Raw genomic sequence first — 24566 nt, 5'->3', positions numbered from 1 at the left:
TTAATCCTCGGAATCATCATCGAAAAATTCGATATCTGCTCCGTCTAATGCTTTGCTGTCATCAAAGACCATACTACGAATGTCATCATCGTAATTACGATCTCTTTGAAAACGAGCAGTACCTTTAGATTTAATTCTTTCACCATTGTCGTCCAACGGTGAGCGGGTTCTTTCACGAAAAATAATTGAAATTGGAATATCTTTGTATTGAAAAGCTTCACGAAATTCATTTTCAACAAATCTTTTGTAACTAAAATGCAAATCTTTTGGATGTGAACAGAAAATGACAAAACGTGGAGGCAATGATCCCACTTGTGTCGCATAAAGAAATTTAATTCTTTTTGATTTATTTTTTACCAAAGGAGGTGTGTGCTTTAAAAGAATATCTCTTAAAGTATTGTTAACTTGTGAAGTTGGATTTCTTTTGCTTCCTTGATCATATAGTTCAAGACACATTGGAATAAGTCGGCTGACCCTTAAATTTTCTAATGCACTAACAAATACAATAGGTGCATAACGAATATAGCGTAAATCTAAATGTAATTTTTCAGTGAATTCTTTTACAGTTTTTGAAGTTTTATCTTTAACGAGATCCCACTTATTTACAACAATTAATATTGGTTTTCTAAGCTCAAATGCATATCCAGCAACACGCGCATCACCATCGGTTGCACCATCTTCAGCATTAATCACTAAAACAGCAACATCGCAGTCCTCTAAACATGAAACACTACGAAATGCTGAAAACTTTTCAAGTTTATCGACCATTCGACTTTTGCGTCGGATACCTGCTGTGTCTATAATTTTGAGTTCACGCCCATGATATTTTAAGGCCACATCGACCGAATCTCTAGTTGTTCCTGGCTTATTATCAACAATGGAACGCGCTTCACCTACAAGTCTATTTAAAATAGAGGACTTTCCAACATTTGGACGGCCTATGATAGCAAGTTTTACAGGAGGATTTTCAAGATCTTCCGCTTTTGTTTTAGGAGCAGTTGCAAAAATTTCGGTTGCAGCATCAAGCAAATCAGAAACACCACGATTGTGTTCTGCACTCACTGGATATACGTTTGGTACCCCTAGCTTACGAAATTCTTCAATTAAAATATCATCTTTAGGTAAATCACATTTATTTACACAGACTACAAAATTCTTTTCTGATTTACGCAGACGGCGAATAAGATCGCTGTCAACAGGGTGAAGTCCTTCACGCCCATCCACAACAAAAATGACTGTCTCTGCTTCTTCAATAGCCATTTCAGCCTGTTCAACGAGCTGAATTTTAATGTTATCCTTTGAAGTTGGTTCAAAACCACCTGTGTCGCACAAGTAAAAAGCTTCACCATTGTGTTCGGCGCGTCCGAAAATGCGATCTCGAGTGACACCGGGTTCATCGTGAACTAAACTTTTACGTTCACGAATAATACGGTTAAAAAGTGAGCTTTTGCCAACATTGGGACGACCAACGAGGGCAACAAGGCGAGTGTAGGTTCTTAAAGTCATTATAGCGAAATCCTGTGTCTGTTCTGTAAAGTATGCTAGAAGCTTTTCAAGATGCCATGATCTTCAAATCATCACTGCGGCGAAAAATAGGGCAAACAGAAGGCATCGTAGCCAGTCCACCTGCATAACGGAATTTTTGTGAAACATAAAGTGATTTTTAAAAATAAGAAGTTTACAGTCTTTTCCAATGTAAGAAAAGCCTCTATTTACCTAGCGGCCAAACAAATTTGCTTTATTCTGCAAAAAAATAAATTTGAAGCCTATATTGTCGGCGGTGCTGTAAGAGATTTACTCTTAAATCCTAACAAAATACCAAAAGATATTGACATTGCGACTTCCGCAACACCTGAAAATATAAAAGATTTATTTAAAAATGCACACTTTGTTGGACAAGCCTTTGGCGTATGCTTGGTAAAGCAAGGCAGTCATCAGTTTGAAGTCACGACTTTTCGCAAAGAGGGTAAATATTTAGACAGAAGACGGCCAGAGTCTGTTAGTTTAGGAAATTTTATAGAAGACAGCCAACGTCGAGATTTCACCGTAAATTCAATTTATTACAATCCTAGCAAACGCTTAATTATCGATCCACATGAAGGTCTAAAAGACTTAAGACAGAAAGTCATTCGTTGTGTTGGCCTACCTGAAGACAGGTTACATGAAGATGCGCTCAGAATTTTAAGAATGATACGCTTTGCAGCCAATTTAAATTTCAGTATCGATAGCAAGAGTATTGAAGCTGCTCAAAAAAATTCAGATGGCTTGTTTGAATTGAGCAAAGAAAGAATTCTGCTTGAATTTCAAAAAATCAAACTTGGAAAGTTTCATATTTTTTGTACTTTTCTAGATAATATAATAAGAATAAAAAATATTTTTTATAAAAATGAACGATTTTTAATTTCAGATAATAAAAGCTTTATGAGAAACAATCTCGCACTCAGTAAAATAAAATTAGACACTATCTATCCATTTTATAATTTCTTAAAATATTTTTTATTTAACTACGAATTTGATCAAAAGAATTACACTGAATTTTTAAAAGTTTTTGAGGAGTGGCCTCTTACAAATGACGATAAAAAAGCCTGCTTTATTTTTTTAAAATGCATTTTTTATAAAGAAAACTCTAAAAAAGAGATTGATATTGAGCTTTACGATTTCATTTTCTATGAATATCTAACTCAAATTTCTTCTCTAACAAAATACTATTCTCGCTGTATTTTTATAAATCTTTCTGTTTTTATTAAAGATAATCTTTTAAAAGAAACACTCTATAAAATCACTGATAGCTATTCAAATGAAAATAAATTGAATTTAAATACTGAAAAAATTGTAAATTTAGTAGAAAGCAAAAATTTAGATAAAAAATATATTTCAGTAATTATCAAATATATACAGTATATTTATTTGAAAAAAGGGATAGCTCCAAAAATAGAGAGCATAATAGATTTTAAAACAGATTTTTTTAAAGAATATTTTTCCATTGGATTACAGAATGCAAATAAAACAGAGTGAAAATGGAGAAAATCAAAATTTATCAAAAAATATTAGCATAATTTTGGTAGAACCAGAGCACCCAAATAATGTTGGTGCTGTTGCACGTGCAATGAACAATATGGGTTTTTTTAATTTAAGGCTTATAAAGCCTTGTGATTATTTAAGTGGAGGTAAAGAGGGTGCAAAAACCTTAGCCATGCACTCTCAAGATATTCTAAAGAATGCAAAAGTTTACTCTTGCTTGAGCGATGCTCTTGTAGACAAACAAGTTGTCATTGCATTTACAAATAGAGCTCGCGGTCAACACAAAAGCTTAGAGGTCAGTTGGAATTTAGAAAAGATCTTTACTGACATCCGACACGATTATAAAATTGCTTTTGTATTTGGTAGAGAAGCATCAGGACTAACTAATGCTGAAATTGATTTATGTAATATTTGCATGAAAATTCCAACCTTTGGTAACAATACATCTCTTAATTTAGCTCAAGCTGTCATTGTTATTCTCTACGAAGCAAGTAAAGTTCTTAATAAAATTGGAAATACTAAAAGTGAAAATATAAATTTAGCCACATCTAACCATATTGAAAATTTAAAATTGAATTTATTTTTTGTCCTCGGAAAAATTGGTTATATTAAAAATGGAAATAAGTCCAAACGGTGGAGTGTATTTTCAAAGCTCATTGCTGACAAATTTTTAACAGAAAAAGAAGTAAATATAATGCAAGGTATACTTAATAAAATTAAAGAATATATAAGATAAACAAAAAACACAAAATCACTTTAAATTTAAAGTCTCCATCATTTGTTCACCTCTTAACTAAAAAAACTTATAAATTTTAATAGAATACCGAAAACTAGCATTGATAGATAAAATTGAGTACTTATAAGGTATAAATAAATGACCTATAAATTGATAAAACACAAAAAAATATTATTATCTTCTATAATTTCTTTGTTTTTTTTACTTACTTTTCCTAGCACTCTATCTAAAGAACCAACTCTAAAATTCAGTAATTTAACTCATATGTCCCTAGGTGATTTTGATGATATGAAGGAAAGGCGTATGATCCGAATTTTTATGCCTTATAGTAAGACACTTTATTATATAGATAAAGGACAGGAAAAAGGATTAAGTATAGAACTAGCTCGAGATTTCGAAGCATATATTAATAAAAAGTACAAAAAAGAACTCGGCAATCGACCAATAACCGTTTTTATTATTCCTACTTCTATTGAATATTTAATTGACAATATTATTACAGGGAAAGGGGATATTGCTGCAGGAAATCTAACCTTTACTCGAGACAGAGCAAAAAGAATAGACTTTGTTGGCCCCAAAAAGCAACGTGGAAACACAGAGTTGGTCATTACCCACAAAAGCGGACCGACAATAAATACGATTGAAGAACTTTCAGGAAAAACAGTCAGTGTTCGCCGCTCGACAAGCTATTATGACAGTCTTTTAAAGCTAAATAAGTCTTTTGAAGCGGCAGGAAAACCATTAATTAAACTTCAAGTACTGCCTGACGATCTTTCAGATGAAGATAAATTAGAAATGGTAAACGCTGGAATATTAAAAATAGTTATTGTAGATGATATAATTGCAAAAGCTTGGGAAAAAATATTACCAAACATAAAAGTAAATTACAAAGCTTTTGTGAGAGAAAATGGGAAAAGTGGGTGGATGATTCGAAAAAATAGCCCTAAATTAGCCTCTGAACTAGAAGATTTTTTTATACATTATGTTGAAAAAACAAATGTCAATGACGTAAGATATGCTCAAACGCTTGAAAAATGGAATCAATTAAAAAATAACACACAAAGTTCAGAGACAGAGAAATTTCAAAGTATATTAAAAATATTTAAAAAATACGGTGCAAGATATAAATTTGACCCTCTCATGCTTTCAGCTCAAGGATATCAAGAATCAAAACTTGATCAAAATGCACGCAGCCATGTAGGCGCAATCGGTGTTATGCAAATTATGCCTGACACTGGAAAACAAATGAAAGTTGGCGACATAACAAATATTGAAGTCAATATACATGCTGGCACAAAATACATGAATTTCCTAATGAAGACTTATTTCAAAGGGGCAAAATTTAATGATTACAATCGAATGTTATTTGCCTTAGCAAGTTATAATGCAGGTGCAGGTAAAATACTAAAAATGAGAGAAATTACTGCTGCATGTATGTGTGGACTTGATGAAAATAAATGGTTTAATAATGTAGAAATGGTCACCGGTGAAATTATTGGCCTTGAAACGACGACTTATGTAAGAAATATCTTAAAATATTATGTGTCCTATAGATTAATAAATGAAGAAAAAAATAAAAATATAAAAAAAATTAAAAAATAATACTCATAGCTTGAGTTATAAAAAAATATCATTCCATAAAGCGACCTACAAAAGGCTATTCTCATAATAACGTGAAAAACACTCGGGCTGATTAACAGCCCATTGTGAAGAGTCGTAACCGACTTCCATATATTTTTTCCCCGCAGATTTTTCAATTTCATGCAAACGTGGAAAATCTGTATAATTCTAAATTATTTTAAACATACTTGCATACCTCATTTAAATGCAAATATAAATAATACAGAAAAATATATATAATAAAAATTTTATTTAAACCATTAAAGCATAAAAGTTGACTATATGAAAAGTTTAAGTAAAGTTGAATATGATAACGTAGCAGAATAAAGATATGCACAAATATTTATTACTTTGGATATTGTATTTTATAAAGGAGATATTTATGAACGCTAATGAGCAAGGATTTCAAACAGGTGTCGTCAAGTTTTTTAACGAAAAAAAAGGATTTGGCTTTATTCAACAAGACAATGGTGGTCCCGATGTCTTTGTTCATTTTTCAGCTATTGTTTCAAATGGTTTTAGAACCTTGAATGAAGGGCAAAAAGTTAAATTTAAAGTGACTCAAGGACAAAAAGGCCCTCAGGCCGAGCAAATTGAAGTGATTTAAAATACTCTATTACTATACTTAACAAATATTTATAGAGTATCGCAATTAAAATAAAGCGCTTCTTTTTAGGTTCTGCTCTTTTAATTTTAATAAGCATTTATGAACTAAGTTCTCCATACTTAATGACGGGCCTAGTAAGTTTATTTTGCATAGGATTTGCAATTTGTTATCCCGTTATTTTTTCAGAATCACTTACTATTTTTCCTAATTTAAGAGGAACTGCATCCTCATTTAATATGAGTATAAGAGCACTTTTAGTTTTTATTTTTACAGGATTATCAAGTTTAATTTATAATAAAGAGCCAATTTCAATATCAATCGTAATATTTTTAGGAGTATTTTTAAGTTTTATTTTTTCTTTTCAATTTATATTTAAAAATAGAATAAGTTTAAAATAAAAGCACCGCTCAAAACTGATTTAATTTTTCCAATGCAGATGGAGTTGTTGAGCGTACGTGTCTACGTGTGATACTTCCTTGCGAAACAAAATTTAATAAATACCACTTTCCTCCAGCCTTTCCATTTGTACCACTTGCACCATCACCACCAAACGGCTGCATATTTACAATTGCGCCTGTCGTTTTTCTATTAATATAAAAATTACCTGCATATTGACTCAGAACTGGCACTGCTTTTTCTAAAAATGTTTCGTTACGGCTAATAACACTTCCTGTTAAACGATAATTGTGTAGTTCAATAATCGGAACAATATCTTCAAATTTTTTATATGTTTTAATAGCTATAACTGGTCCAAATATTTCTTCTGATAGAAGTTCATGTTTTTCAGTAAATACTTCAATTATTGTTGGAGAAACATAAAATCCATTTTTCTTATCGCAATTTCCACCCACAATAACTTTACAATTTTTATCGTTCTTAGCGCGCTCAATGAAAGAAGATATTTTATCGAATTGACGTTCATTTATAACAGGTCCAACATCACATTTTTTATCAACTGCATTACAAATATTGAGAGAATTTGTTTCTTTAATAAGAGCTTCACGCAAATCAGGCCAAATATGTTCATCAATAATTGCTACACTATTAGCTGAACATTTTTGTCCACTGCGCCCAAATGCACCTTGGGTAATACAACGAGCTGTGTCGATAATATCAACATCTTTATCAGCCACCAAAAAGTCTTTACCACCTGTTTCAGCAACATAACGAGGAAAGTTTTTACGTGGATATTCAGAATTATATAAATAATTTCCAAATGCTTTTGCTGTTGCAAAACTTCCGGTAAAATTAACTGCAGTTAATTCAGGATGCGTAAGCACAGTTGGAAGACAAGGTTTACCATCGCCGGTAATCATATTGATAACCCCAGGAGGAAATCCAGCTTCATCAAGTGCAAGCATTAAGAGATAACCACTCATAACAGAATCGTCAGAAGGTTTCCAAACAACTGTGTTTCCTGTTAGTGCCATAACTAAAGGTAAATTATAACCAATTGCTTGCGGAAAATTAAATGGTGTCACAGCGCAAGTAAAACCTTTTAAAGGGCGCAATTGTAAGTGATTTGTTTCACCCCAACCATCACCCATTTGTTCTGCTAGTAATTCGGCATAAAAATAATTATTAAAACGAACAAAGTCTAAAAGTTCTGCCCATTCTACATATGTTTCAAAAGAATTATAACCACACTCAACACTTGAAGTTGCACATAATTCGTATTTCCATTTTAAAAGAATTGTTTCAAGATCTCGAAATTTTTGAATACGTGTAGAAGGAGATAATGCAGCCCAATGAGCTTTCGCTTTTAATGCTGCTTCGATGGCTTGTTGCGCATGCGAAAAGTCCGCTTGTTGATATGTACCAATAGCTTCTCCATTAGATGGATTTAAATTTTTTACTTTTTTTGTAGAATAAACTTTTTTTCCATCAATGATCATTGGAAGATCTATATTTTTAGGTATTTTTTGCACAGCTTCAGCATATTTTTCCCATTCAGAAGGAATTTCTTTTGGGTTGATAATAAGCTCATTATTTGGAACTTTTAGAGATAATTTATGCATAATCGGATAACTCCCTGATTGCTACAGAAGTAAAAAAAGAATTCTCACTGAAATACATATTACAGGAAGACTCATTTCACAAGACATGCAAAAAAAGAGAATAAAATATCAAATAATTTAATTTTCAAATTTATTTTTAGTAAAAATTCTTTGTGCATTTGGATAACTTATTTCAGGGAGTGGTCTTTCAGATATATATCCATTTAATGGACTGGGTTCAGCCCATGGTGTTTTTGTAAGCTGCTCAACAATAACATTCTCACCATCACGCGCTAGCACATGATTTGGAGATAAAGGAATTTTTCCAGTGGGCGTGTCCAAAACATATTGAGGATTTGCAAAACCCGTTGTAGAACCACGTAATCCTCGCATAATATCAAGACCTTTTTCTAGAGGAATACGAAGGTGCTCCGATCCTTCAACAATTTGTGGATGATAAATATAATAAGGTCTAGCACGCAAGCGCACAAGTCCATTTACAAGTGCACGCATTTTTTCCACAGAATCATTTACATCTTTTAAAAATACAGACTGATTTCCGACAGGAATTCCTTTACGTAACAAAGTATCAATTGCACTTGCAGCCTCGGGAGTTAACTCTTGAACAGAATTAAAATGAGTATTTATCCAAATAGGATGATACTTAGCAAGCATATCTGCAAACTCTTCTGTTATCCTGTAAGGTAACGAAACAGGGGTTCTCGTCCCAAAACGAATAATTTCTACATGTGGAATTTCGCGTAGTTTTTTTAATAAATTTTCAATTGTACTATCATGCCCAATAAAAGGATCACCGCCTGTTATTAAAACATCGCGAATATTTTTATTGGAAGATATATATTCAATACCTTTCTCAATTATTTTAGGATTAAAATGCAATCCTTCTTCACCATCTCGACGTTTTCTAAAACAATAGCGACAATAAACAGGACATAATTGAGCAACACACCACGCAATGCGATCTTTATAAACATGCACAACTTCTTTAACGGGTGAGTTAACAACTTCATTAAGAGGATCAGGCACACCATATTTATCTTTTAATTCTTCCATTTTTGGCATCAATTGCAATCGAACTGGATCATATTCATTTTCAAAATCCATAAGTGCAATTGCATACGGACTAATTCCTGCATGAAATTTATCTTTAAGTTCATGAAATGCAGAATTTTCATTAGAGGATACTTTAAGAATATTTATAAGATCATCTGCTGATTGGACCTGATTTTTCATTTGCCATCGCCAATTTGCAAAACTCTCTTCAGAGACTCCAAAAAGTTTGGCGCCAAACTGCGTAATACACTTTTTATTCGATGCTGTTGCTTTATGAAGATTATTTGGAGTTACAAACGGCATGCTTTATTTCTTTCCTATATAACTAAAATAGTAGCATTATTTATAATAATTTGAAACAAAAAATAAGAAGATAAAATCAACTTCATCTCCTTTTTAGTGCTCCCATCTTGTACACTATTGCCGAACCTTGTAAACACATATTGATGTTCATTCAGAATCCTCTTCGTACTTTTTTTCGGGAAAAAAGAATGGCTGCAAATTCTAAAGCAATACGTTTTTTACTTCATCGCTATCTCATTTCTTCTTGGGCCAGTAAATCACGCCGAAGTGCTTCCGCAATTGGTGTGCTATTGCCTGTATTAGGGGTCTCAATTGGAGTTTTTGCCTTTACCGTGGTGCTCAGTGTCATGGGAGGATTTGTCACAAACATAAAATCTCATCTCCTAAATATGCAAGCGCATATTGAAGTTGTTGCAATAGAAAGAGGAAAACAGATTCCTGAAAACAAAGATCTCATGCAACAAATTCAATCAATCTCGAGCGAAATACTTGCTATCTCTCCATATCAAAGTGGAGACGTTATTTTACAGTCTGGCTCAAGGGGAGCTATGGCACGCCTTGAAGGAATTGATCCCGCTCTCGCTGAAGGTACTCTCAGCTTACAAAAATATCTTTCAGAAGATATTACTTTAAATATATTAAATCGAAAATTGCCTGCAGAAAATATTACAAAATCTGACTTATTTCCAACCGTAATCGTTACCCTCGACCTCATGAATCTACTCGGTTTACATGTGGGCGATAGTCTTACCTTGGTCTCAACAATTCCAGATGATGGAATTGGTGGGCTCGCTCCAACTCAGTTTCCTGTGATGATTGCTGGGTATATAAGTTCAGGAAATTTTTCATTTAATCAAAAAAGAGTTATCAGCTCTTTAAAGATCACAAACCAATTTTTTCAATATGAGAAGAGCTGGCTTGGTTTGCAATTAAAAATAAAAAGTCCACTAGAAGCAGATAAAATTTCTCAGAAACTCAATAAAATCCTCAAACCAATGGGCTTACGCGCTAAGCCATGGACAGAGTCAAACAGCGCCTTATTAAAAGTGCTTACTCTAGAACGATTTGGAATGAGTTTTGTCATGCTCATGATAATTTTAGTTGGATGCTTTAGCATTTCTATTTCGCTGCTTCTCACAATTCGCAGAAAATCAAATGAAATGGCAATTTTAAGGAGTCTTGGGTTTGAACAGTCTGATTTAAGCAAACTCTTTCTCTGGCAAGGATTCCTTATTGGTTTTGCAGGAGTTATCATAGGACTTGCTTTAGGTGGAGTTGCTCTTTATTGTATTCATAATTATCAAATTCCTTTTATTACGACATCTTATTCAAGTAAACCATTACCCGTACTCATCGATATCTATGAAATCGTTTTTATTTCATTTGGAAGCATATTCTTAGCTATGCTCGCGGCTGTGTGGCCTGCTATTGAAGTTAGAAATTTAGATGTCATAGAAGTTTTATCAGTGCGAAATTAAATTATTGGAGCAGAAGTGATAGCCGTTCAAGTTGATAATTTACATAAAACATATAAAGTAGGCGAGGGGATTCTCAATGCTCTCGCAGGAATTTCTTTCAAAATTAATAGGGGAGAAGTTGTTGCTGTTGTTGGTGAAAGTGGTTCTGGTAAAAGCACTCTCCTACATATTTTAGGAACCTTAGACTCTCCTTCTTCAGGAAAAATTTTAATTGATGGCAAAAATCCGTTTGAAAAGCGAGATAAGTCTGTTAGCACATTCAGAAATTTACATATTGGCTTTGTTTTTCAGCACAACAATTTATTACCAGAATTCAATGCTCTTGAGAATACAATGATGCCGGGTTTAATCGCTGGATTTCCCGAGAAAACTGTAAAAGAAAAAGCAAAAATCTTACTTAAAAAAGTTGGACTTACTAAAAGAGAACTCCATTTTCCAAGTCAGTTAAGCGGTGGTGAACAACAAAGAGTTGCCATTGCTAGATCACTTATTAATGATCCAATTCTTTTACTTGCCGATGAACCTTCTGGAAATTTAGATTCAAAAAATGCATCTCATATTCATGAACTTTTTCAGGAGATAAATCAAAGTTTAAAATCAACTGTATTAGTTGTTACTCACAATAAAGAATTTGCAGCCTCGCTACCTCGACGAATTCGATTAAGAGATGGCCATATTCTCTCTGATGAACAAAATAGTTAACCTACTTTAACTCAAACAAGGTTTCTCTACTTGATGAAGCATTGTTTGCAAAATGAGCCAAGATGGTGAATAGTGGCAGCTTCGTTGATCTCTTTTCCGTCTTGTTGATGCGAGTATTATAGAAATGTTTGGCTTAAAAAAATACAGGTTCTTAGAAAATACGTTCTTTTTTGGTACGACAAGCCTTGTTCTTGCGATAGCAGGGCAAGTTTTTGCACAAACACCTCTTCTGCAACCTTCAGCGCAAGCACAGCATGGAGCTGTATCAAAAGTAACAATAACTGGAAATAAAACTGTTACAAACGATGCTATTTTAAAATTAATGTCAATTAAAAAAGGTATGAATTTAACTCCAAGTGCTGTCACAAAAGACATTAAAAGTATTTTTGCTACGAGTTACTTTCAAGATGTTAAATTTGATTTAGGAGAAAATGGTGAATTAATCGTATCTGTCGTAGAAAAACCAACTATTCATGATATATTATATGAAGGTTTTGACATTGTAAGTTCATCATCTTTAAAAGATAAAATAATCACAAAAAAATATACTATTGTTGATGAAAAAAAACTGTCCCAAGATTTAAGAACAATTGAACAAGCTTATATTGAAAAAGGATATTATTTAGCGAAAGCTTTGTATGCACTTAAATCAACAAACTCAGGTTCAGTTAATGTTGTTTTTCAAATCAAAGAAAACACGCCCATTGAAGTTAGAAAAGTAAATCTTTTAGGCAATGAATACTTTAGTGATTTTGAACTTCAGACATTTATGGCAACTAAACCAATTTCTTGGAACTCAGTTTTAACTTCTTCCGGCCTTTTTAGGGATGAATATGTTGCGGCAGATCAACAAAATATAACTTATTATTATCGTGATAATGGTTACGCTGAAAGCACAGTTGTTGCACCTATATCTCGTTTAGCAAAAAACAAAAAAGACATTAGTGTTTCCTTTTTTATTGAAGAAGGAGAACGATTTAATATAGGAACCGTTAAAATAACAGGCGATCTTATTGATACAGAAGATAATATTAAAAATAAATTACTTTTAAAAGAAGATCAAATATATCGTATTTCAAAATTTAACAGTGACATGAAATCACTAAAAGTAATTTATGGTGATCAAGGCTATGCTTTTACTTATGTTTATCCAACATTTAACATTGATAGAGTTAAAAAACTTTATAATATAAATTATAATATAACAAAAGGTGAAAAAGCCTATATTCGTAATATCACGATTGAAGGAAATGTTAAAACGCGTGATAATGTTATTAGAAGAGCGATTAAAATTTCTGAAGGACAATTATTCAATGCAACCAACATTGAGAAAAGTAAAGCAAACATAGAACGGCTTGGTTTTTTTGAGGTAGTACAGCTTATTCAAGAACCAGATCAAGCTAATAATTCAGTTGATATTAAAGTTCTTATAAAAGAAAAATCTACCGGTTCATTATCTGCCTCCTTAGGAGCTTCTCCAGATACAAACGGATCTTCGGGCTTAACTTTCTTTATACAGGGACAATATCAAGAACGTAATTTAATTGGTAAGGCTTATGGTGTAGGCGCAAATATTCAAGTGAGTCCAAGCCCACGCGGCAATGGATCTTTCAATTACACATTAGGACTAAACTTTACGAATCCAAGCATTTATGATGGCCCATGGAGTTTTGGAGTTAATACATCTTTTTCTAAAAATGAACAGGCTATCACGTCTTCTTCATCAATTGACCAAGTCTATATTACGCAAGAAACAAAAACAGCTGGAGTGAGTGTTGGACGTGAAATTATAGAAAATCTTCGCTTTTATTTGGGCTATAGTATTTCTGAAACCCTTACAAATCCGAGCGTTCCTTTAACTCAAAAGTTTTATTCATCAGGAACCACTGAAAAAATATCACAGACTCTGACTTACGATAACACCGATAACTACGCTAACCCAACTTCAGGTATTTATTTATCTGGAACAAACTCATTTGGTTTTGAGTTATTTAAAGGCCAATATAAATTTGGCTCCATGTCTGCATTAACTGCATATTATATACCAGTTAATTTTAGTGATAACTTTAGAACAAATTTTAGAATTGCTTTTCAACCAAAATATGTTTACCAAATCGACAAAAAGAATTCCGTCCCTTACTGGGAACGCCTCACACTTGGAAACTCATATTACATGAAAGGCTATTCCGGCCCAGGAGAAGCTTTAACCACCACCGCACAAGTGGCTATCTCCCCGCTCACAGGGCAAACTTCAACATTCACAATTGGTGGTAATAGAAGTTTTTATGGAGTCTTAGAATATTTTGTGCCAATTATTCCCCAAGCAGGATTACGCTTAGTTACTTTTGGTGAAGCCGGCTCCGTATTAGATGACTATGAAAAATTCTCTATGGATAAAGTTAAATATGACGTTGGATTTGGCTTTAGATGGACAACCCCTATTGCACCATTCAGGTTTGAATGGGCTTTCCCAATTGAGAATGGAAATATTGGCAAAGCGCATTTCATCTTCTCAATTGGATCTGATAGTTTTAACAACAACATGTGATAATGTTATAAAAGTGATTCTCAATATTTGGAGGAATTAATTATGAATATCAATTTGGTAAATAAAGTTTTATGCAAATCGCTAATTATTGCTATATCTTTTTCTTTAATTCAAGGTATATATGCAAAAGATGCTTCACAATTTAAAATTGGTGTTGTGGATGTTCAAGCTGCAATTTTACAAACAGATGAAGGCAAAGCTAAACAAGCAAGCATGCGTAAAGAAGTTCAAGAAATAGAAGATAGCATGCGTGCACAAGAAACTGAGTTAAAAAAATTAATTGAAGAATTTCAATCACAACAAACTGTACTTTCAGAATCAGATAAACTCATTAAGCAAAAAGAAATACAAACTAAAAATGTAAATTTTCAAGACTTTAAATTTAGATCTCAGGAAAAAATGCGCAAACAAGAAATCGATGCAAGTCAGCAAATATTTCAAAATATGCTCGGAGTTATAAAAGAAATATCTGAACCTAAAGACCTAGATGCTGTATTTGACAAAGGAGCTGGTATAGTTTTATACGCTAAAAAAGCTGAAGACTTAACTCCAAAAGTAGTCGCTGAATATAATAAAAAATACAAAGCAAAATCAAAGGTAAAAGGAACAAATTAAATGACAAACTTATCAATAAACGATATTAGTAAAATATCAAATTGTGAAGTTATTAATTTAAACTCTGAAGACATTAAATTTTCAGGCATTGCTCCTTTAGATAGAGCCGATAAAAATCAAATTTCTTTTTTAATTAATGATAAATATCTTAACGATGTTTATCATACAAATGCAGGCGCAATAATTTGCTCAAAAAAAGCTGCTGAACTATTTAAAGAAAAAGTGGCGAATTGTCTTATTATATGCGATAATCCCCATGTTACTCTAGCGAAAATTTCTCAGATTTTTTTTAAGCCAACTCATCCATTTAATGGTATTTCAGACCATGCTATAATTGACAAATCAGCCGAAATTCACCCTTCTGCAACAATCTTTCCTTTTGTATTTATTGGCCCAGGAGCACGCATTGGAGCTCACTCAGTTATTTATTCAAACTGCTTTATTGGAGCTGCAAGTACGATTGGTGAGGATTGTATTCTTTATCCTAATGTTGTTCTTAGAGAAGGTTGCCGCATTGGTAACAGATGTATATTAAACCCTGGTGTCGTCGTTGGTGGCGATGGCTTTGGGTTTGCTGCCGATATAAATGAAAATGTTAAAATTCCACAAATTGGTGGCGTTTTTATTGAAGATGATGTTGAAATTGGCGCAAATTCAACTATAGATAGAGGCGCAATGTCTGACACCAAAATAGGTCGTCAAACTAAAATCGATAATTTAGTTATGGTTGCGCATAATGTTGTGATTGGAGAACTTTGTTTTATAGCTGGTCAAGTTGGTATAGCAGGATCTACAACTGTAGGAAACAAAGTAGTAATGGCGGGTCAAGTTGGTGTATCTGGACATGTTAAAATTGGTGATAAAGCAATGCTTACAGCGCAAAGCGGTATTTCTAAAAATATTCCTTCCGAACAAATATGGGGAGGCTCTCCTGCACGCCCTTTTAAAGAATACACAGCCCATCTTGCAACTCTTAATAAAATCGTAAAACAGACAAATAAAAAATCATCATAAAATGATTAGAGGAGAAAAAAATTTTATGAGCCCGTCCCAAATAAATATATTAATGGATCTTGAAAAAATAAAAAAATATATCCCCCACAGAGATCCTCTACTATTAATTGATTCTATCCATGAAGTTACAGATAATGATAGAATTGTCTCAAGCAAAACTCATCACACAACAGATCCTGTATTTGCGGGTCATTTTCCTGATAATCCAATTTACCCTGGAGTGTATTATATTGAAGGAATGGCACAATCTGGCGCAGTATTAATTGGTATAAACCGAGAAAAAGAAGGACTACTTGAAGAAAAATTAGGCTTTTTAGCTTCTATTGATGATGTTCGCTTTCGTAAACCCACAGGTCCTGGCGATACTGTTCGCTATGAAGTGTCATTAGAAAAAACCAGAGGACCATTTCTTTGGTTCAAAGGAACAGCATTTGTTAATGATGAAATTGCAGTAGAATGTAAATTCTCAATTGCTTTAGGCGCTTCAAGAAGGAATTAACAATGAACAGCTCTTCAACACAAATACATCCAACAGCAATTATTGAAGATGGAGCCGAATTAGACAGTGGAGTAATTATTGGTCCGTATGCTACCATTGGTAAAAATGTAAAAATTGGTAAGGGAACAGAAGTCCATGGTCATGCGCTTGTAACCGGACATACAACAATTGGTGAGTATAATACAATCTTTAGTTATGCATCCGTTGGAAATATTCCTCAAGATTTAAAGTATAAAGGCGAGCCCACTCAGCTTATTGTCGGAAATAAAAATATAATTCGCGAGTTCACAACTTTACAAACCGGCACCATACAAGGTGGCGGAAAAACTGAAATTGGCGATGAAAATTTATTTATGAATTATGTTCATGTCGCTCATGATTGTCTTATTGGAAACCAAAATATTTTTGCCAATGTTGTACAACTTGCTGGACACGTTACAATCCATAATAAAGTAACAATTGGTGGTATCTGCGCTGTCCACCAATATGTCCATATTGGTGATATGGCAATGCTTGCGGCAGGTTCTGTCACAGTAAAAGATGTTCCGCCTTATTGCATGGCTGAAGGAGGAAGAGCAATATTGAGAGGGCTTAATATGGAAGGCCTTCGTCGCAGGAATGTGTCGAGCGAAGCGAGAAATGCTTTAAAAGCAGCTTATAAAGTGTTTTTCTATCACGGTCACCCTACAATAGAAGAATCAATCGCTTCTTTATCTGAATTAATTCATTTTCAAGAAGTAAAAAAATTTGCTGATTTTATCAGAAACTCAAAACGTGGCGTAGCACACCCACAAAATATTCATCGAGAACCTTCCTTTGAAGGATAAAAAATGGAACAAAACTTAAGCAGTGGCATTTGTATTATAGCCGGTGAAGCAAGTGGAGATGCGCAAGCATCTCTTCTTATTAAAGCAATGAAAGACGAATTTAAAGCGCGCGACCTCCCTGAAAAGCACTTTTTCGGTTGTGCTGGCCCTTTGATGCGTAATGAAGGGTTTGATTGTATAATTAATGTTGAAGATTTAGCCGTTTTTGGTTTTACTGAAATTATTTCTCATTATTCTGTAATTTCTAAATTGTATAAAAAAATATTACAAGAAATAAAGATCAGAAAACCAGAAGTAGTTATTTTTGTAGACTACCCTGGCTTTAATTTAAGACTGATTCAAGAGGTTTATGCATTAGGTTTTACAACTGTTTATCATATTCCCCCTAAAGCTTGGTCACACGGCGAAGGCAGAACAAAAATTCTACAAGAAAATTCACATCTTGTTACAAGTATTTTACCTTTCGAAATTCAATTTTTTAAAGAGAGAGGGGTTAATGCTAAGTTTATTGGAAACCCTTTAAAAGATGCTGTAGATGCGTATTTAACCAGTCATCCAAATAAAAAAGTACCATATAAAATCGGTATGCTTCCCGGCAGTCGAAAAAGTGAAATAAAAAAACTCCTCCCACTTTTAATTGAGGCATTTATAAATTTAAGTGAACGTCTTGATAAGGTAACTGGAGCTATTCCTATTGCAAAAACTCTAGATCCAAATTTTGTAAAAGACATCGCCAGAAAAACTGCAGAGCAATTTGGTCGATCTAAAGAATGGTTAGAAGAAAAAATTTCTTTTGGTATTGGCAATGCATATGAAGTTATGAATACATCGAGTTATGCTTGGGTATGTTCAGGAACAGCAACATTAGAAACTGCATTTTTTAGCACACCTATGTCTGTATTTTACAAAGTTTCCCCAATAACAGCAATGATTGTAAAAAGAATATTAAAAGTAAAATATATTTCGCTTGTAAACTTAGCCACCAATCGTGAAACAATACCTGAATATATTCAAGAGAATGCTTTAGCAATCAATCTAGTTAATCATGCACTAAAACTTCTCAATGATATTGAAATAAGATCTGAAATGATTGGCGAATTAGTAGAAATACAAAAAATGTTTCCTGAAAATTCTGCAAATAATGCTGCTAAAGAAATTATAAATACAATTGAAAAATATGATGTACCATTAGAGCAAAAATTTAGAATTCATAAAGATATTTGGATACAAAAATGAAGCATGAGAATAAAAATTCTTTCTTTAAAATAGTTTGGTCTGCAGGAAAGAAAGATATTCTCTTAAGTATTCCATGGCTCCCAATATATTCATTTTCAGAAATTATATTAGCCTTATCCGCCGGCACAATATTACAACTCGTTTTCGTAACAACTCCTCGAATACAAATTTCAGAACTCATTCCAGGAGATTTTAAAAACTATATCCATTTCAATGAAGTCATTGATAGACGTGAATTAGTTTTCATTATTCCAATCTTTATTGTCGTTGCAGCTCTTATTAAACTTATTTCAGGATTTATGAGTTCGTATTTAACAGAGAGAGCTGGACATAAAGTTGCGCACTCTCTCAGAGAAGAAATGCTAAAAGGGTTTTTATCCTCACCAGGAAACACCCTTGATCAAAAAAATCCTGATTCTACAGCAAACCAACTTATGCAAGACACAGCTTTATTACAGGGAGCCATAAGTAAAGGAACAATAAGTGCCGCACGTGACTTTATTGTTCTCATTGGAATTATTGCTTCAATGCTTATTATTTCCTGGAAAACTTTTATTATAGGTCTTGCTATTGTTGTGCCATTAGCATTACTACTCAGAAAGATTTCTCAAAAATTAAATTTCTACACCCGTGAAGGACAAAAAAAACAAATTGGCATTTCAACTCGAATTCTCTCCACTCATAACGGTTTACTCTCAGTAAATGCCCTTAGAAGCCACGACAGAGAAGAAAGAGATTTCGAAGTTTTAAATATTAAAAATTATTTTTTTATGAAAAAAAGCCTGTTTGTAAGAACATTTTTTTCTCCGAGTATGGAATTTTTTGCAACAGCCGTACTTGCCGTAATATTTGCTTGGAGATTATCTTTTGTAGATAATTTTCAATCAGGTACCTATTCAACAATGCTTATTCTTCTCGCATTTTCCTTTAGATATATTAAAAATATTGCGGGTACAATTACCTTTTTCAGTGAAATAAAAGTTGTATTACAAAGAGTTAAAAACTTTATTGGGGACTATTCGCACTCAAGTCTTTATAAAAGACCAATAGCGCTCTCTAGCCAATCTAAAGAAGCTGTAATTGCAAAAAATGTTACTTACATAACTGAAGGTGGGAAAGCTATTTTAGAAAATTGTTCTTTAAAGATACCAAAAGGATGTAAGGTCGCTTTTATCGGTGAAAGTGGTGCAGGAAAAACAACCTTTTTAAGATCACTTGCAGGACTCATAATTCCAAATGAAGGTGAAATTTCTGTTACTTCAGATTTTTTATTAGCCTCTCAATCACCCTATATTTTTCGCGGCACAGTTAAAGAAAATATTATATATGCTGAGCAAGGAATTCCAGAACATATTTCTGATGATAAAGCAAAAGAACTTGTTTTAGCACTCATGCTTGCATTCTCCGACAGTGGTTCTCAATTAATGCTCGATAAAAAATTAGGTTTTTTAGGTGATGGACTTTCTGGCGGCGAGAAGGCAAGAGTCGCACTAGCAAGAACTTTATTTGCTTCACCAAAATTAATCCTGCTTGATGAACCCACCGCAAATTTAGATACAAATTCTGCCAATCTTTTTTGGCAAGCGATCCATAAATGGAAATCAAAAGATTCTGAACACACAGTCATCGCAGTATCACACTCTATAAACGAAGTTAAAGATTTCGACATGTGTTATGTTTTTGAAAATGGCAAAATAACGAAACAGGGAGCACCTCGGGAGATATTAAGTTATGTCTGAATCTTTCGGACAAAAAATCAGAAGTATTCTTGACAAACCCCTATCTAAAAAGGGCTTCTTTTTTTTGCTTCTTTCTCCAATTTTGTATTTACTTTCTTATATAGTAAGCATTATTGCAGAAAATCGCAGAAATAATGGATATTTATTATTAGAAAATATAAATTCAAATATTAATTTTAAAATAATTTGTGTTGGAAATATACTTATTGGTGGTACAGGAAAATCACCCGTTGTCCAAAAAATTGCATTAATATATTTAGAAATGGGCTGGAATGTTGCAATTGCCTCAAGAGGGGTTGGAAATAATATCAAAGAATTTTATTGCTGCAGTGAAGTTGAATGTAACTTATCTATGCTTTCTGATGAAAATAGAGAGCACTATGAAATTCTAAAGTTCTCTAGAAAAAAAAGCTCAAATGCATTTTATATTTTGCAAAACAAAAAGCGAATTGAGTCTTTAAATTATTTATATGACCACATCAACAAGAACAATTGGAACATAAATAAAACAATAGTCATTTTAGATGATGGTTTACAACACTTTGCTTGCCCAAGACATATAAATCTATGTCTATGGTCACCACACTTGCTCCTAGAAAGTCCTTTATTTACAATTCCTGTAGGCCCTTATCGAGAAGGTTATGGCAAAAAAAACTTTGCATTTTTACTAGATCATTTTAATTATCGGTTTTGGTCTCGCACAAAGACACAAAATAATAATGAATTTAAAAACCGAATAAATAACTCACTTCAAACTTTCTCCATTTCACCAGGAGAAAAAGATATCATTATCAATTATAAAACTTTATTTTGGACTATTAAAATAGCCGCTAATAAAGTATATTTAGAGAAAAACATCTCTGAAAACGAAGTCTTTTCAATTTTTCAAACTTCTAAAAACCCTTTGCTTTTATCAGGAATAGCTCATCCAAAGCAATTTTTAAATGATCTGTCATTTTTATTGAATACTAAAAAATATAATTTTATTTTTTTAAACGATCACAGTGCTCTTAACGCATTTGTTTATGAAAAAATTAATAAATCTGATTATATAATAATGACTTTAAAAGATTTTTTTAGATGGTACAATGACCCTCGTTTTTATTTAGGAATTAAAAATAAAAACATACTTATTTGCTCTGTAGATATACAGTTTTTAAATTACAATTTGGAAACAATATCTATAACTCATATTCTTTCATAAAAGGGACAATTATGTTCAGAGAAAATGTAGCTGCACTGATTAAATGCAATAATATGTATTTGGCTTGCAACCGAACCGATCACAACACTTGGCAAAACGTGCAAGGGGGTATAGAAGAGTCCGACAAGTCCCCTTTACATGCAATTATTCGTGAAACAATTGAAGAGCTTGGAGTAGAAGAAGCGGACTTCAAAATAATATACAAATCTAAATTTTGGCGTAGATATTATTTTCCAAAAGAAATTTTAAACAGGGAGAGATTTAAAGGAAATGTAGGTCAAGAACAACTTTGGTTTTTAATTGAACTCAAAGATATAAATAAAATAGATCTTAAAAAATCAGTTGGAGAATTTAAAAAAGTTAAACTTGTAAATATAGAAGATTTTGTTGACATATATTCTCAATGGAAAATCGCCTCTTTTTATGATTTTTGCCGTGAATTAAATTTACTTAAGATTTAAATATTCTTTTCTATTCTAAGCATAAGATCCTTTAATATATTACCTGTTGCTCCCCAAATATCAAAGAATCCAACATTTTTAATCTCAATTGGGTAGTGCCACACTTCTCTTTTAAAGGTTGCTAGAGTTCGTATTTCACTCCATGCTTCAATATTTAAAATATCTTGAATTGTTAATGTGACTGTTTCGCTTACTTCATCAGCATTCATTTTTAATTTAAAACTATTGGAAACAAGGGAACAAAAAGGCACGATATGATAACCAGAGCGTGCAAATGAATTATTGAGTTGAAACGTCGCTATAATATTTTCTTTTTTTAAACCAATTTCTTCGTCACATTCTCTTAATGCGGTTTCATAAGGGGATTCATTCTCTTCAATTCTTCCCCCTGGGAATGAAACTTCACCTGCATGTTCTTTTAAATTTTTAGAACGGATAGTAAAAAGTAAACTCCAATTTTTTATGTCTACAATATCATTGTGCCAATCAGACTCTGGACATAGAATTGGAATCATAATTGCTGAACGTCTGGTCATCTTTGGAATATCTTCTAATAGACCTTGAGCTTCACCAATTTTTTGAAAAAATTTTACAATTTTTTTATTACCCATTAAATCCGTTCTTTTGCACGCATATATAATTCAGAATCTTCTTTAATTCTTCTTCCCCTACGATACTCTTTTTGCTCAGGATCTGCAATAACAAATGCAGACTCTAAAGCTCCTGATTGCGTGCACAGCAATATTTTTTGGAGGCCTCCTTCATATTGTGCCATTTCAATAAACTCTTCTTTTTCTCCGGATGAAAGATTATTTGTAAAGTAATCAAATTGAGCTTTGTTTCCTTTTAAATCTAACGGAAATTCATCACTTACACAGCGGGCAAAATAATTTTCTGCTGAACGAATTTTGTTTTTTTGCAGAAATAAATAAGAAAAATTTAATTCATGGTGATCAATTTTTGAAAACTTATCAATTAAATTAAGTGATACTGGAGGATTCCAAGCATGTCGAAACCAACACCAATCTTTACGAGCTGTATTCTGCGCAAGTGGACAAAGTTTTTTATGTGCGCATGGAGAAATTATTTCACAATCAGTTGCAGTTTCTATCAAATGATCACGCAAAGTACCTAAGGCTTTTGCATGTTCTTCTTGGCCAGGCTCCATAATAAGCAAAAGAGCACCTTCATTTGACATATCATAAATTGATTTAAGAGTTTTTAATCTATGTTTTTCAGGAATTTCATTAAAGACATTAATACACAATGCAATATCAGATTTTTTTAAAATTTTAGCCGGCGATGTTACTCTTTCAATAAAAATGCTTGATTCTGATATTAAAGAATTTTTAATAAATTTTGATCCAACTTCTACAACTTTTTCTGACCGATCGATTGCATAAATATAAATTTTCTTTGGAGCAACTAATTTTGAATTTTGACTCAAAATATATTCAATTAACGTAAGTATTGCAACAGAGCCACTTAAGGGTCCACAACCAAAATCAGTTATAATAAGCTCATCTTTTTCTGTTACCAATTGACTTTCCAGTGCAAAAATATTCTCATCTCTAACTAGAAGTGAAAAAACTCTTTCAATATTAGGTAGTAAAAATGAAGAAATATATGCTTGTAGGCCAATAGCTGTTTCCATATAATGTTTATCTAATTGACTACGATCTTCATTAAAATTTTTCCATAGCTTTTGTACATGTGAACCTAAACTTTGCGCTGCTCCTTTTTTTTCTTGGCCATTTTTATCATAAATTCCTATAAAATTCTCCCATTCATTCATATATTTTTCTATTTTAAAAAATACATTTCCATTCACTTCATAAAAATTTCTCATTATCTAATCGCTTTCCTTCTTGCTCTTCTTTAAAAAAATTACGTAATTATGAACTGCTTTATTATGCTCTAATAAGCTCTTAGAAAAAATGTGAGTGCCATCACCTTTCGCAACAAAGTATAAATCGTTTGAAATAGGTGATAAAGTTGCTTTAAAACTTGCTAATCCAGGACTCGCAATGGGACCAGGAGGCAAACCATATTGTGTATAAGTGTTATATGGTGTGGGTGTTATGAGATCTTTTCGAGTTAAAGATCCTTTATATGTTTTCCACATCCCATAAATAACTGTGGGGTCGGCTTGTAACTTCATACCTAATTTTAATCTATTAAAATACACACCCGCTATTCTTTCTCGCTCAGAAGGCATTCCTGTTTCTTTTTCTACTATCGACGCTAAAGTCACATATTGAAGTGGAGAAAATCCAAGTTTTTTTGCCTTAATAAACATATCTTGAGTTACATTTTTTTTGAATTCACTCAAAAATGTTTTTACTATTATTTTTGGAGGTAAATTTGGATTAAACACATATGTCTGAGGGAAAATAAAACCTTCTAAAGATTTTATCCCTAAGTTTGGAGCTACATATTGAATAAGTTCATTTGAAAACATTAAATCCAGCCAAACTCTATGTTTTACTTTTGGAAAAAGTTGACTGAGTAATTCAGAAATTTGATAAATATTGAGCCCTTCAGCTATTGTCACTCGAGTAGTAATAATATCGCCACGAACAAGCTTTGTAAGAACTTGGTTGGGTGTAATATCCTTTGGAAAAAGATAAGATCCAACCTTTAACTCCCCAGTGACATTTAAAATTTTTGCATAGATTGCTAAAATTTTAGGATGAGATATTACATTTTGTCTTTCTAAATCATATGCAACCTTCATAAAGGTTGAGCCTTCGACAAGACTGTACTCTACTGGCTCAATATGAGCTGTGTTTGGGCTTTTCAACCAAGAAAAAAACCAAACAAATGTAAACACAAAAAAAGAAACAAAAATGGTAAATAGTAAAAAAATATATCTTTTAAGCATT

The 24566-nt window shown here is 32.7% G+C and carries 21 protein-coding genes; 15 read left to right on the top strand and 6 right to left on the bottom strand.

The window, feature by feature from the left end; translation table 11 throughout:
- Positions 1-1506 (bottom strand): ribosome biogenesis GTPase Der, encoded by a 1506-nt coding sequence (der, locus tag GCL57_RS12170; RefSeq protein WP_152213625.1) that lies wholly within the window; start codon positions 1504-1506, stop codon positions 1-3.
- Between the two features lie 138 nt (positions 1507-1644).
- On the opposite strand from der, the gene GCL57_RS12165 reads away from it, so the two are divergent.
- The 4 genes from GCL57_RS12165 (at position 1645) to GCL57_RS12150 (ending at position 5984) form a co-directional block, all read left to right on the top strand.
- Positions 1645-3015, top strand: coding sequence for a CCA tRNA nucleotidyltransferase (locus GCL57_RS12165; protein ID WP_161597742.1), 1371 nt, complete (start codon positions 1645-1647; stop codon positions 3013-3015).
- Entirely contained in the window at positions 2996-3757 is a 762-nt protein-coding gene (locus GCL57_RS12160) for an RNA methyltransferase (protein ID WP_152213623.1), read from the top strand. The genes GCL57_RS12165 and GCL57_RS12160 overlap by 20 nt, the downstream gene beginning before the upstream one ends.
- Positions 3758-3895: 138 nt before the next feature.
- Complete coding sequence (locus GCL57_RS12155) at positions 3896-5359, top strand: MltF family protein (protein ID WP_170271536.1); 1464 nt, start codon at positions 3896-3898, stop codon at positions 5357-5359.
- 400 nt (positions 5360-5759) lie between these two features.
- Complete coding sequence (locus tag GCL57_RS12150; RefSeq protein WP_152213622.1) at positions 5760-5984, top strand: cold-shock protein; 225 nt, start codon at positions 5760-5762, stop codon at positions 5982-5984.
- Positions 5985-6391: 407 nt separating this feature from the next.
- Here the strand turns inward: GCL57_RS12150 and GCL57_RS12145 are convergent, their stop codons facing one another.
- Both GCL57_RS12145 and GCL57_RS12140 read right to left on the bottom strand, forming a co-directional pair.
- Positions 6392-8002 carry an aldehyde dehydrogenase family protein gene (locus tag GCL57_RS12145; protein ID WP_152213621.1) on the bottom strand — a complete coding sequence of 537 codons (1611 nt, stop codon included), beginning with the start codon at positions 8000-8002 and terminating at the stop codon, positions 6392-6394.
- Between the two features lie 117 nt (positions 8003-8119).
- A complete protein-coding gene (locus tag GCL57_RS12140; protein WP_152213620.1) occupies positions 8120-9358 on the bottom strand; it encodes a KamA family radical SAM protein in 1239 nt (412 codons plus the stop codon).
- A 188-nt stretch (positions 9359-9546) separates the two neighbouring features.
- Between GCL57_RS12140 and GCL57_RS12135 the strand changes: the two genes are divergently transcribed.
- From GCL57_RS12135 to GCL57_RS12085, 11 genes are all read left to right on the top strand, one after another.
- A complete protein-coding gene (locus tag GCL57_RS12135) occupies positions 9547-10836 on the top strand; it encodes an FtsX-like permease family protein (RefSeq protein WP_161597741.1) in 1290 nt (429 codons plus the stop codon).
- Positions 10837-10851: 15 nt separating this feature from the next.
- Entirely contained in the window at positions 10852-11538 is a 687-nt protein-coding gene (locus GCL57_RS12130) for an ABC transporter ATP-binding protein (RefSeq protein WP_211363260.1), read from the top strand.
- A gap of 124 nt (positions 11539-11662) precedes the next feature.
- Entirely contained in the window at positions 11663-14086 is a 2424-nt protein-coding gene (gene bamA / locus GCL57_RS12125; RefSeq protein ID WP_152213618.1) for an outer membrane protein assembly factor BamA, read from the top strand.
- Between the two features lie 42 nt (positions 14087-14128).
- Positions 14129-14701, top strand: coding sequence for an OmpH/Skp family outer membrane protein (locus GCL57_RS12120; RefSeq protein WP_152213617.1), 573 nt, complete (start codon positions 14129-14131; stop codon positions 14699-14701).
- Positions 14702-15715, top strand: coding sequence for a UDP-3-O-(3-hydroxymyristoyl)glucosamine N-acyltransferase (gene lpxD, locus GCL57_RS12115; protein WP_152213616.1), 1014 nt, complete (start codon positions 14702-14704; stop codon positions 15713-15715). It begins immediately after the preceding gene.
- Positions 15716-15740: 25 nt separating this feature from the next.
- A complete protein-coding gene (gene fabZ / locus GCL57_RS12110) occupies positions 15741-16214 on the top strand; it encodes a 3-hydroxyacyl-ACP dehydratase FabZ (protein ID WP_161597740.1) in 474 nt (157 codons plus the stop codon).
- A gap of 2 nt (positions 16215-16216) precedes the next feature.
- Positions 16217-17041, top strand: a complete 825-nt coding sequence (gene lpxA, locus GCL57_RS12105; protein WP_152213614.1) for an acyl-ACP--UDP-N-acetylglucosamine O-acyltransferase — start codon at positions 16217-16219, stop codon at positions 17039-17041.
- A 3-nt stretch (positions 17042-17044) separates the two neighbouring features.
- Complete coding sequence (lpxB, locus tag GCL57_RS12100; RefSeq protein ID WP_152213613.1) at positions 17045-18277, top strand: lipid-A-disaccharide synthase; 1233 nt, start codon at positions 17045-17047, stop codon at positions 18275-18277.
- The gene (locus GCL57_RS12095) at positions 18274-20016 is read left to right on the top strand and encodes an ABC transporter transmembrane domain-containing protein (RefSeq protein WP_152213612.1); all 1743 of its coding nucleotides are present in this window, start codon (positions 18274-18276) and stop codon (positions 20014-20016) included. The genes lpxB and GCL57_RS12095 overlap by 4 nt, the downstream gene beginning before the upstream one ends.
- Positions 20009-21220: a tetraacyldisaccharide 4'-kinase gene (locus tag GCL57_RS12090; RefSeq protein ID WP_152213611.1), complete on the top strand. Its 1212-nt coding sequence runs from the start codon at positions 20009-20011 to the stop codon at positions 21218-21220. Before GCL57_RS12095 ends, GCL57_RS12090 begins: the two co-directional genes overlap by 8 nt.
- Positions 21221-21231: 11 nt before the next feature.
- Positions 21232-21681, top strand: a complete 450-nt coding sequence (locus tag GCL57_RS12085; protein ID WP_152213610.1) for an NUDIX domain-containing protein — start codon at positions 21232-21234, stop codon at positions 21679-21681.
- Here the strand turns inward: GCL57_RS12085 and GCL57_RS12080 are convergent.
- Genes GCL57_RS12080 through mltG form a run of 3 tightly spaced genes read right to left on the bottom strand, consistent with a single transcriptional unit; the run spans position 21678 to position 24565 of the window.
- Complete coding sequence (locus tag GCL57_RS12080) at positions 21678-22292, bottom strand: NUDIX hydrolase (RefSeq protein WP_152213609.1); 615 nt, start codon at positions 22290-22292, stop codon at positions 21678-21680. The genes GCL57_RS12085 and GCL57_RS12080 overlap by 4 nt on opposite strands.
- Complete coding sequence (locus GCL57_RS12075) at positions 22292-23530, bottom strand: small ribosomal subunit Rsm22 family protein (protein WP_152213608.1); 1239 nt, start codon at positions 23528-23530, stop codon at positions 22292-22294. The genes GCL57_RS12080 and GCL57_RS12075 overlap by 1 nt, the downstream gene beginning before the upstream one ends.
- A gap of 3 nt (positions 23531-23533) precedes the next feature.
- Positions 23534-24565 (bottom strand): endolytic transglycosylase MltG, encoded by a 1032-nt coding sequence (gene mltG / locus GCL57_RS12070; protein WP_152213607.1) that lies wholly within the window; start codon positions 24563-24565, stop codon positions 23534-23536.
- Position 24566 lies beyond the last annotated feature (1 nt).

The sequence above is a fragment of the Fluviispira multicolorata genome, from assembly GCF_009208585.1.
In the GTDB taxonomy this organism is placed as follows: Bacteria; Bdellovibrionota_B; Oligoflexia; order Silvanigrellales; family Silvanigrellaceae; genus Silvanigrella; species Silvanigrella multicolorata.
The sequence above is the reverse complement of the archived record's forward strand: the minus strand, read 5'-3'. Positions and strand labels throughout refer to the sequence as shown.

Excerpts from the sequence above, each read along its gene's own strand:
- der (WP_152213625.1), bottom strand. The coding sequence starts at position 1,506 with ATGACTTTAAGAACCTACACTCGCCTTGTTGCCCTCGTTGGTCGTCCC.
- GCL57_RS12160 (WP_152213623.1), top strand. The coding sequence starts at position 2,996 with ATGCAAATAAAACAGAGTGAAAATGGAGAAAATCAAAATTTATCAAAA.
- GCL57_RS12155 (WP_170271536.1), top strand. The coding sequence starts at position 3,896 with ATGACCTATAAATTGATAAAACACAAAAAAATATTATTATCTTCTATA.
- GCL57_RS12150 (WP_152213622.1), top strand. The coding sequence starts at position 5,760 with ATGAACGCTAATGAGCAAGGATTTCAAACAGGTGTCGTCAAGTTTTTT.
- GCL57_RS12145 (WP_152213621.1), bottom strand. The coding sequence starts at position 8,002 with ATGCATAAATTATCTCTAAAAGTTCCAAATAATGAGCTTATTATCAAC.
- GCL57_RS12140 (WP_152213620.1), bottom strand. The coding sequence starts at position 9,358 with ATGCCGTTTGTAACTCCAAATAATCTTCATAAAGCAACAGCATCGAAT.
- GCL57_RS12135 (WP_161597741.1), top strand. The coding sequence starts at position 9,547 with ATGGCTGCAAATTCTAAAGCAATACGTTTTTTACTTCATCGCTATCTC.
- bamA (WP_152213618.1), top strand. The coding sequence starts at position 11,663 with ATGTTTGGCTTAAAAAAATACAGGTTCTTAGAAAATACGTTCTTTTTT.
- GCL57_RS12120 (WP_152213617.1), top strand. The coding sequence starts at position 14,129 with ATGAATATCAATTTGGTAAATAAAGTTTTATGCAAATCGCTAATTATT.
- lpxD (WP_152213616.1), top strand. The coding sequence starts at position 14,702 with ATGACAAACTTATCAATAAACGATATTAGTAAAATATCAAATTGTGAA.
- fabZ (WP_161597740.1), top strand. The coding sequence starts at position 15,741 with ATGAGCCCGTCCCAAATAAATATATTAATGGATCTTGAAAAAATAAAA.
- lpxA (WP_152213614.1), top strand. The coding sequence starts at position 16,217 with ATGAACAGCTCTTCAACACAAATACATCCAACAGCAATTATTGAAGAT.
- lpxB (WP_152213613.1), top strand. The coding sequence starts at position 17,045 with ATGGAACAAAACTTAAGCAGTGGCATTTGTATTATAGCCGGTGAAGCA.
- GCL57_RS12095 (WP_152213612.1), top strand. The coding sequence starts at position 18,274 with ATGAAGCATGAGAATAAAAATTCTTTCTTTAAAATAGTTTGGTCTGCA.
- GCL57_RS12090 (WP_152213611.1), top strand. The coding sequence starts at position 20,009 with ATGTCTGAATCTTTCGGACAAAAAATCAGAAGTATTCTTGACAAACCC.
- GCL57_RS12085 (WP_152213610.1), top strand. The coding sequence starts at position 21,232 with ATGTTCAGAGAAAATGTAGCTGCACTGATTAAATGCAATAATATGTAT.
- GCL57_RS12080 (WP_152213609.1), bottom strand. The coding sequence starts at position 22,292 with ATGGGTAATAAAAAAATTGTAAAATTTTTTCAAAAAATTGGTGAAGCT.
- GCL57_RS12075 (WP_152213608.1), bottom strand. The coding sequence starts at position 23,530 with ATGAGAAATTTTTATGAAGTGAATGGAAATGTATTTTTTAAAATAGAA.
- mltG (WP_152213607.1), bottom strand. The coding sequence starts at position 24,565 with ATGCTTAAAAGATATATTTTTTTACTATTTACCATTTTTGTTTCTTTT.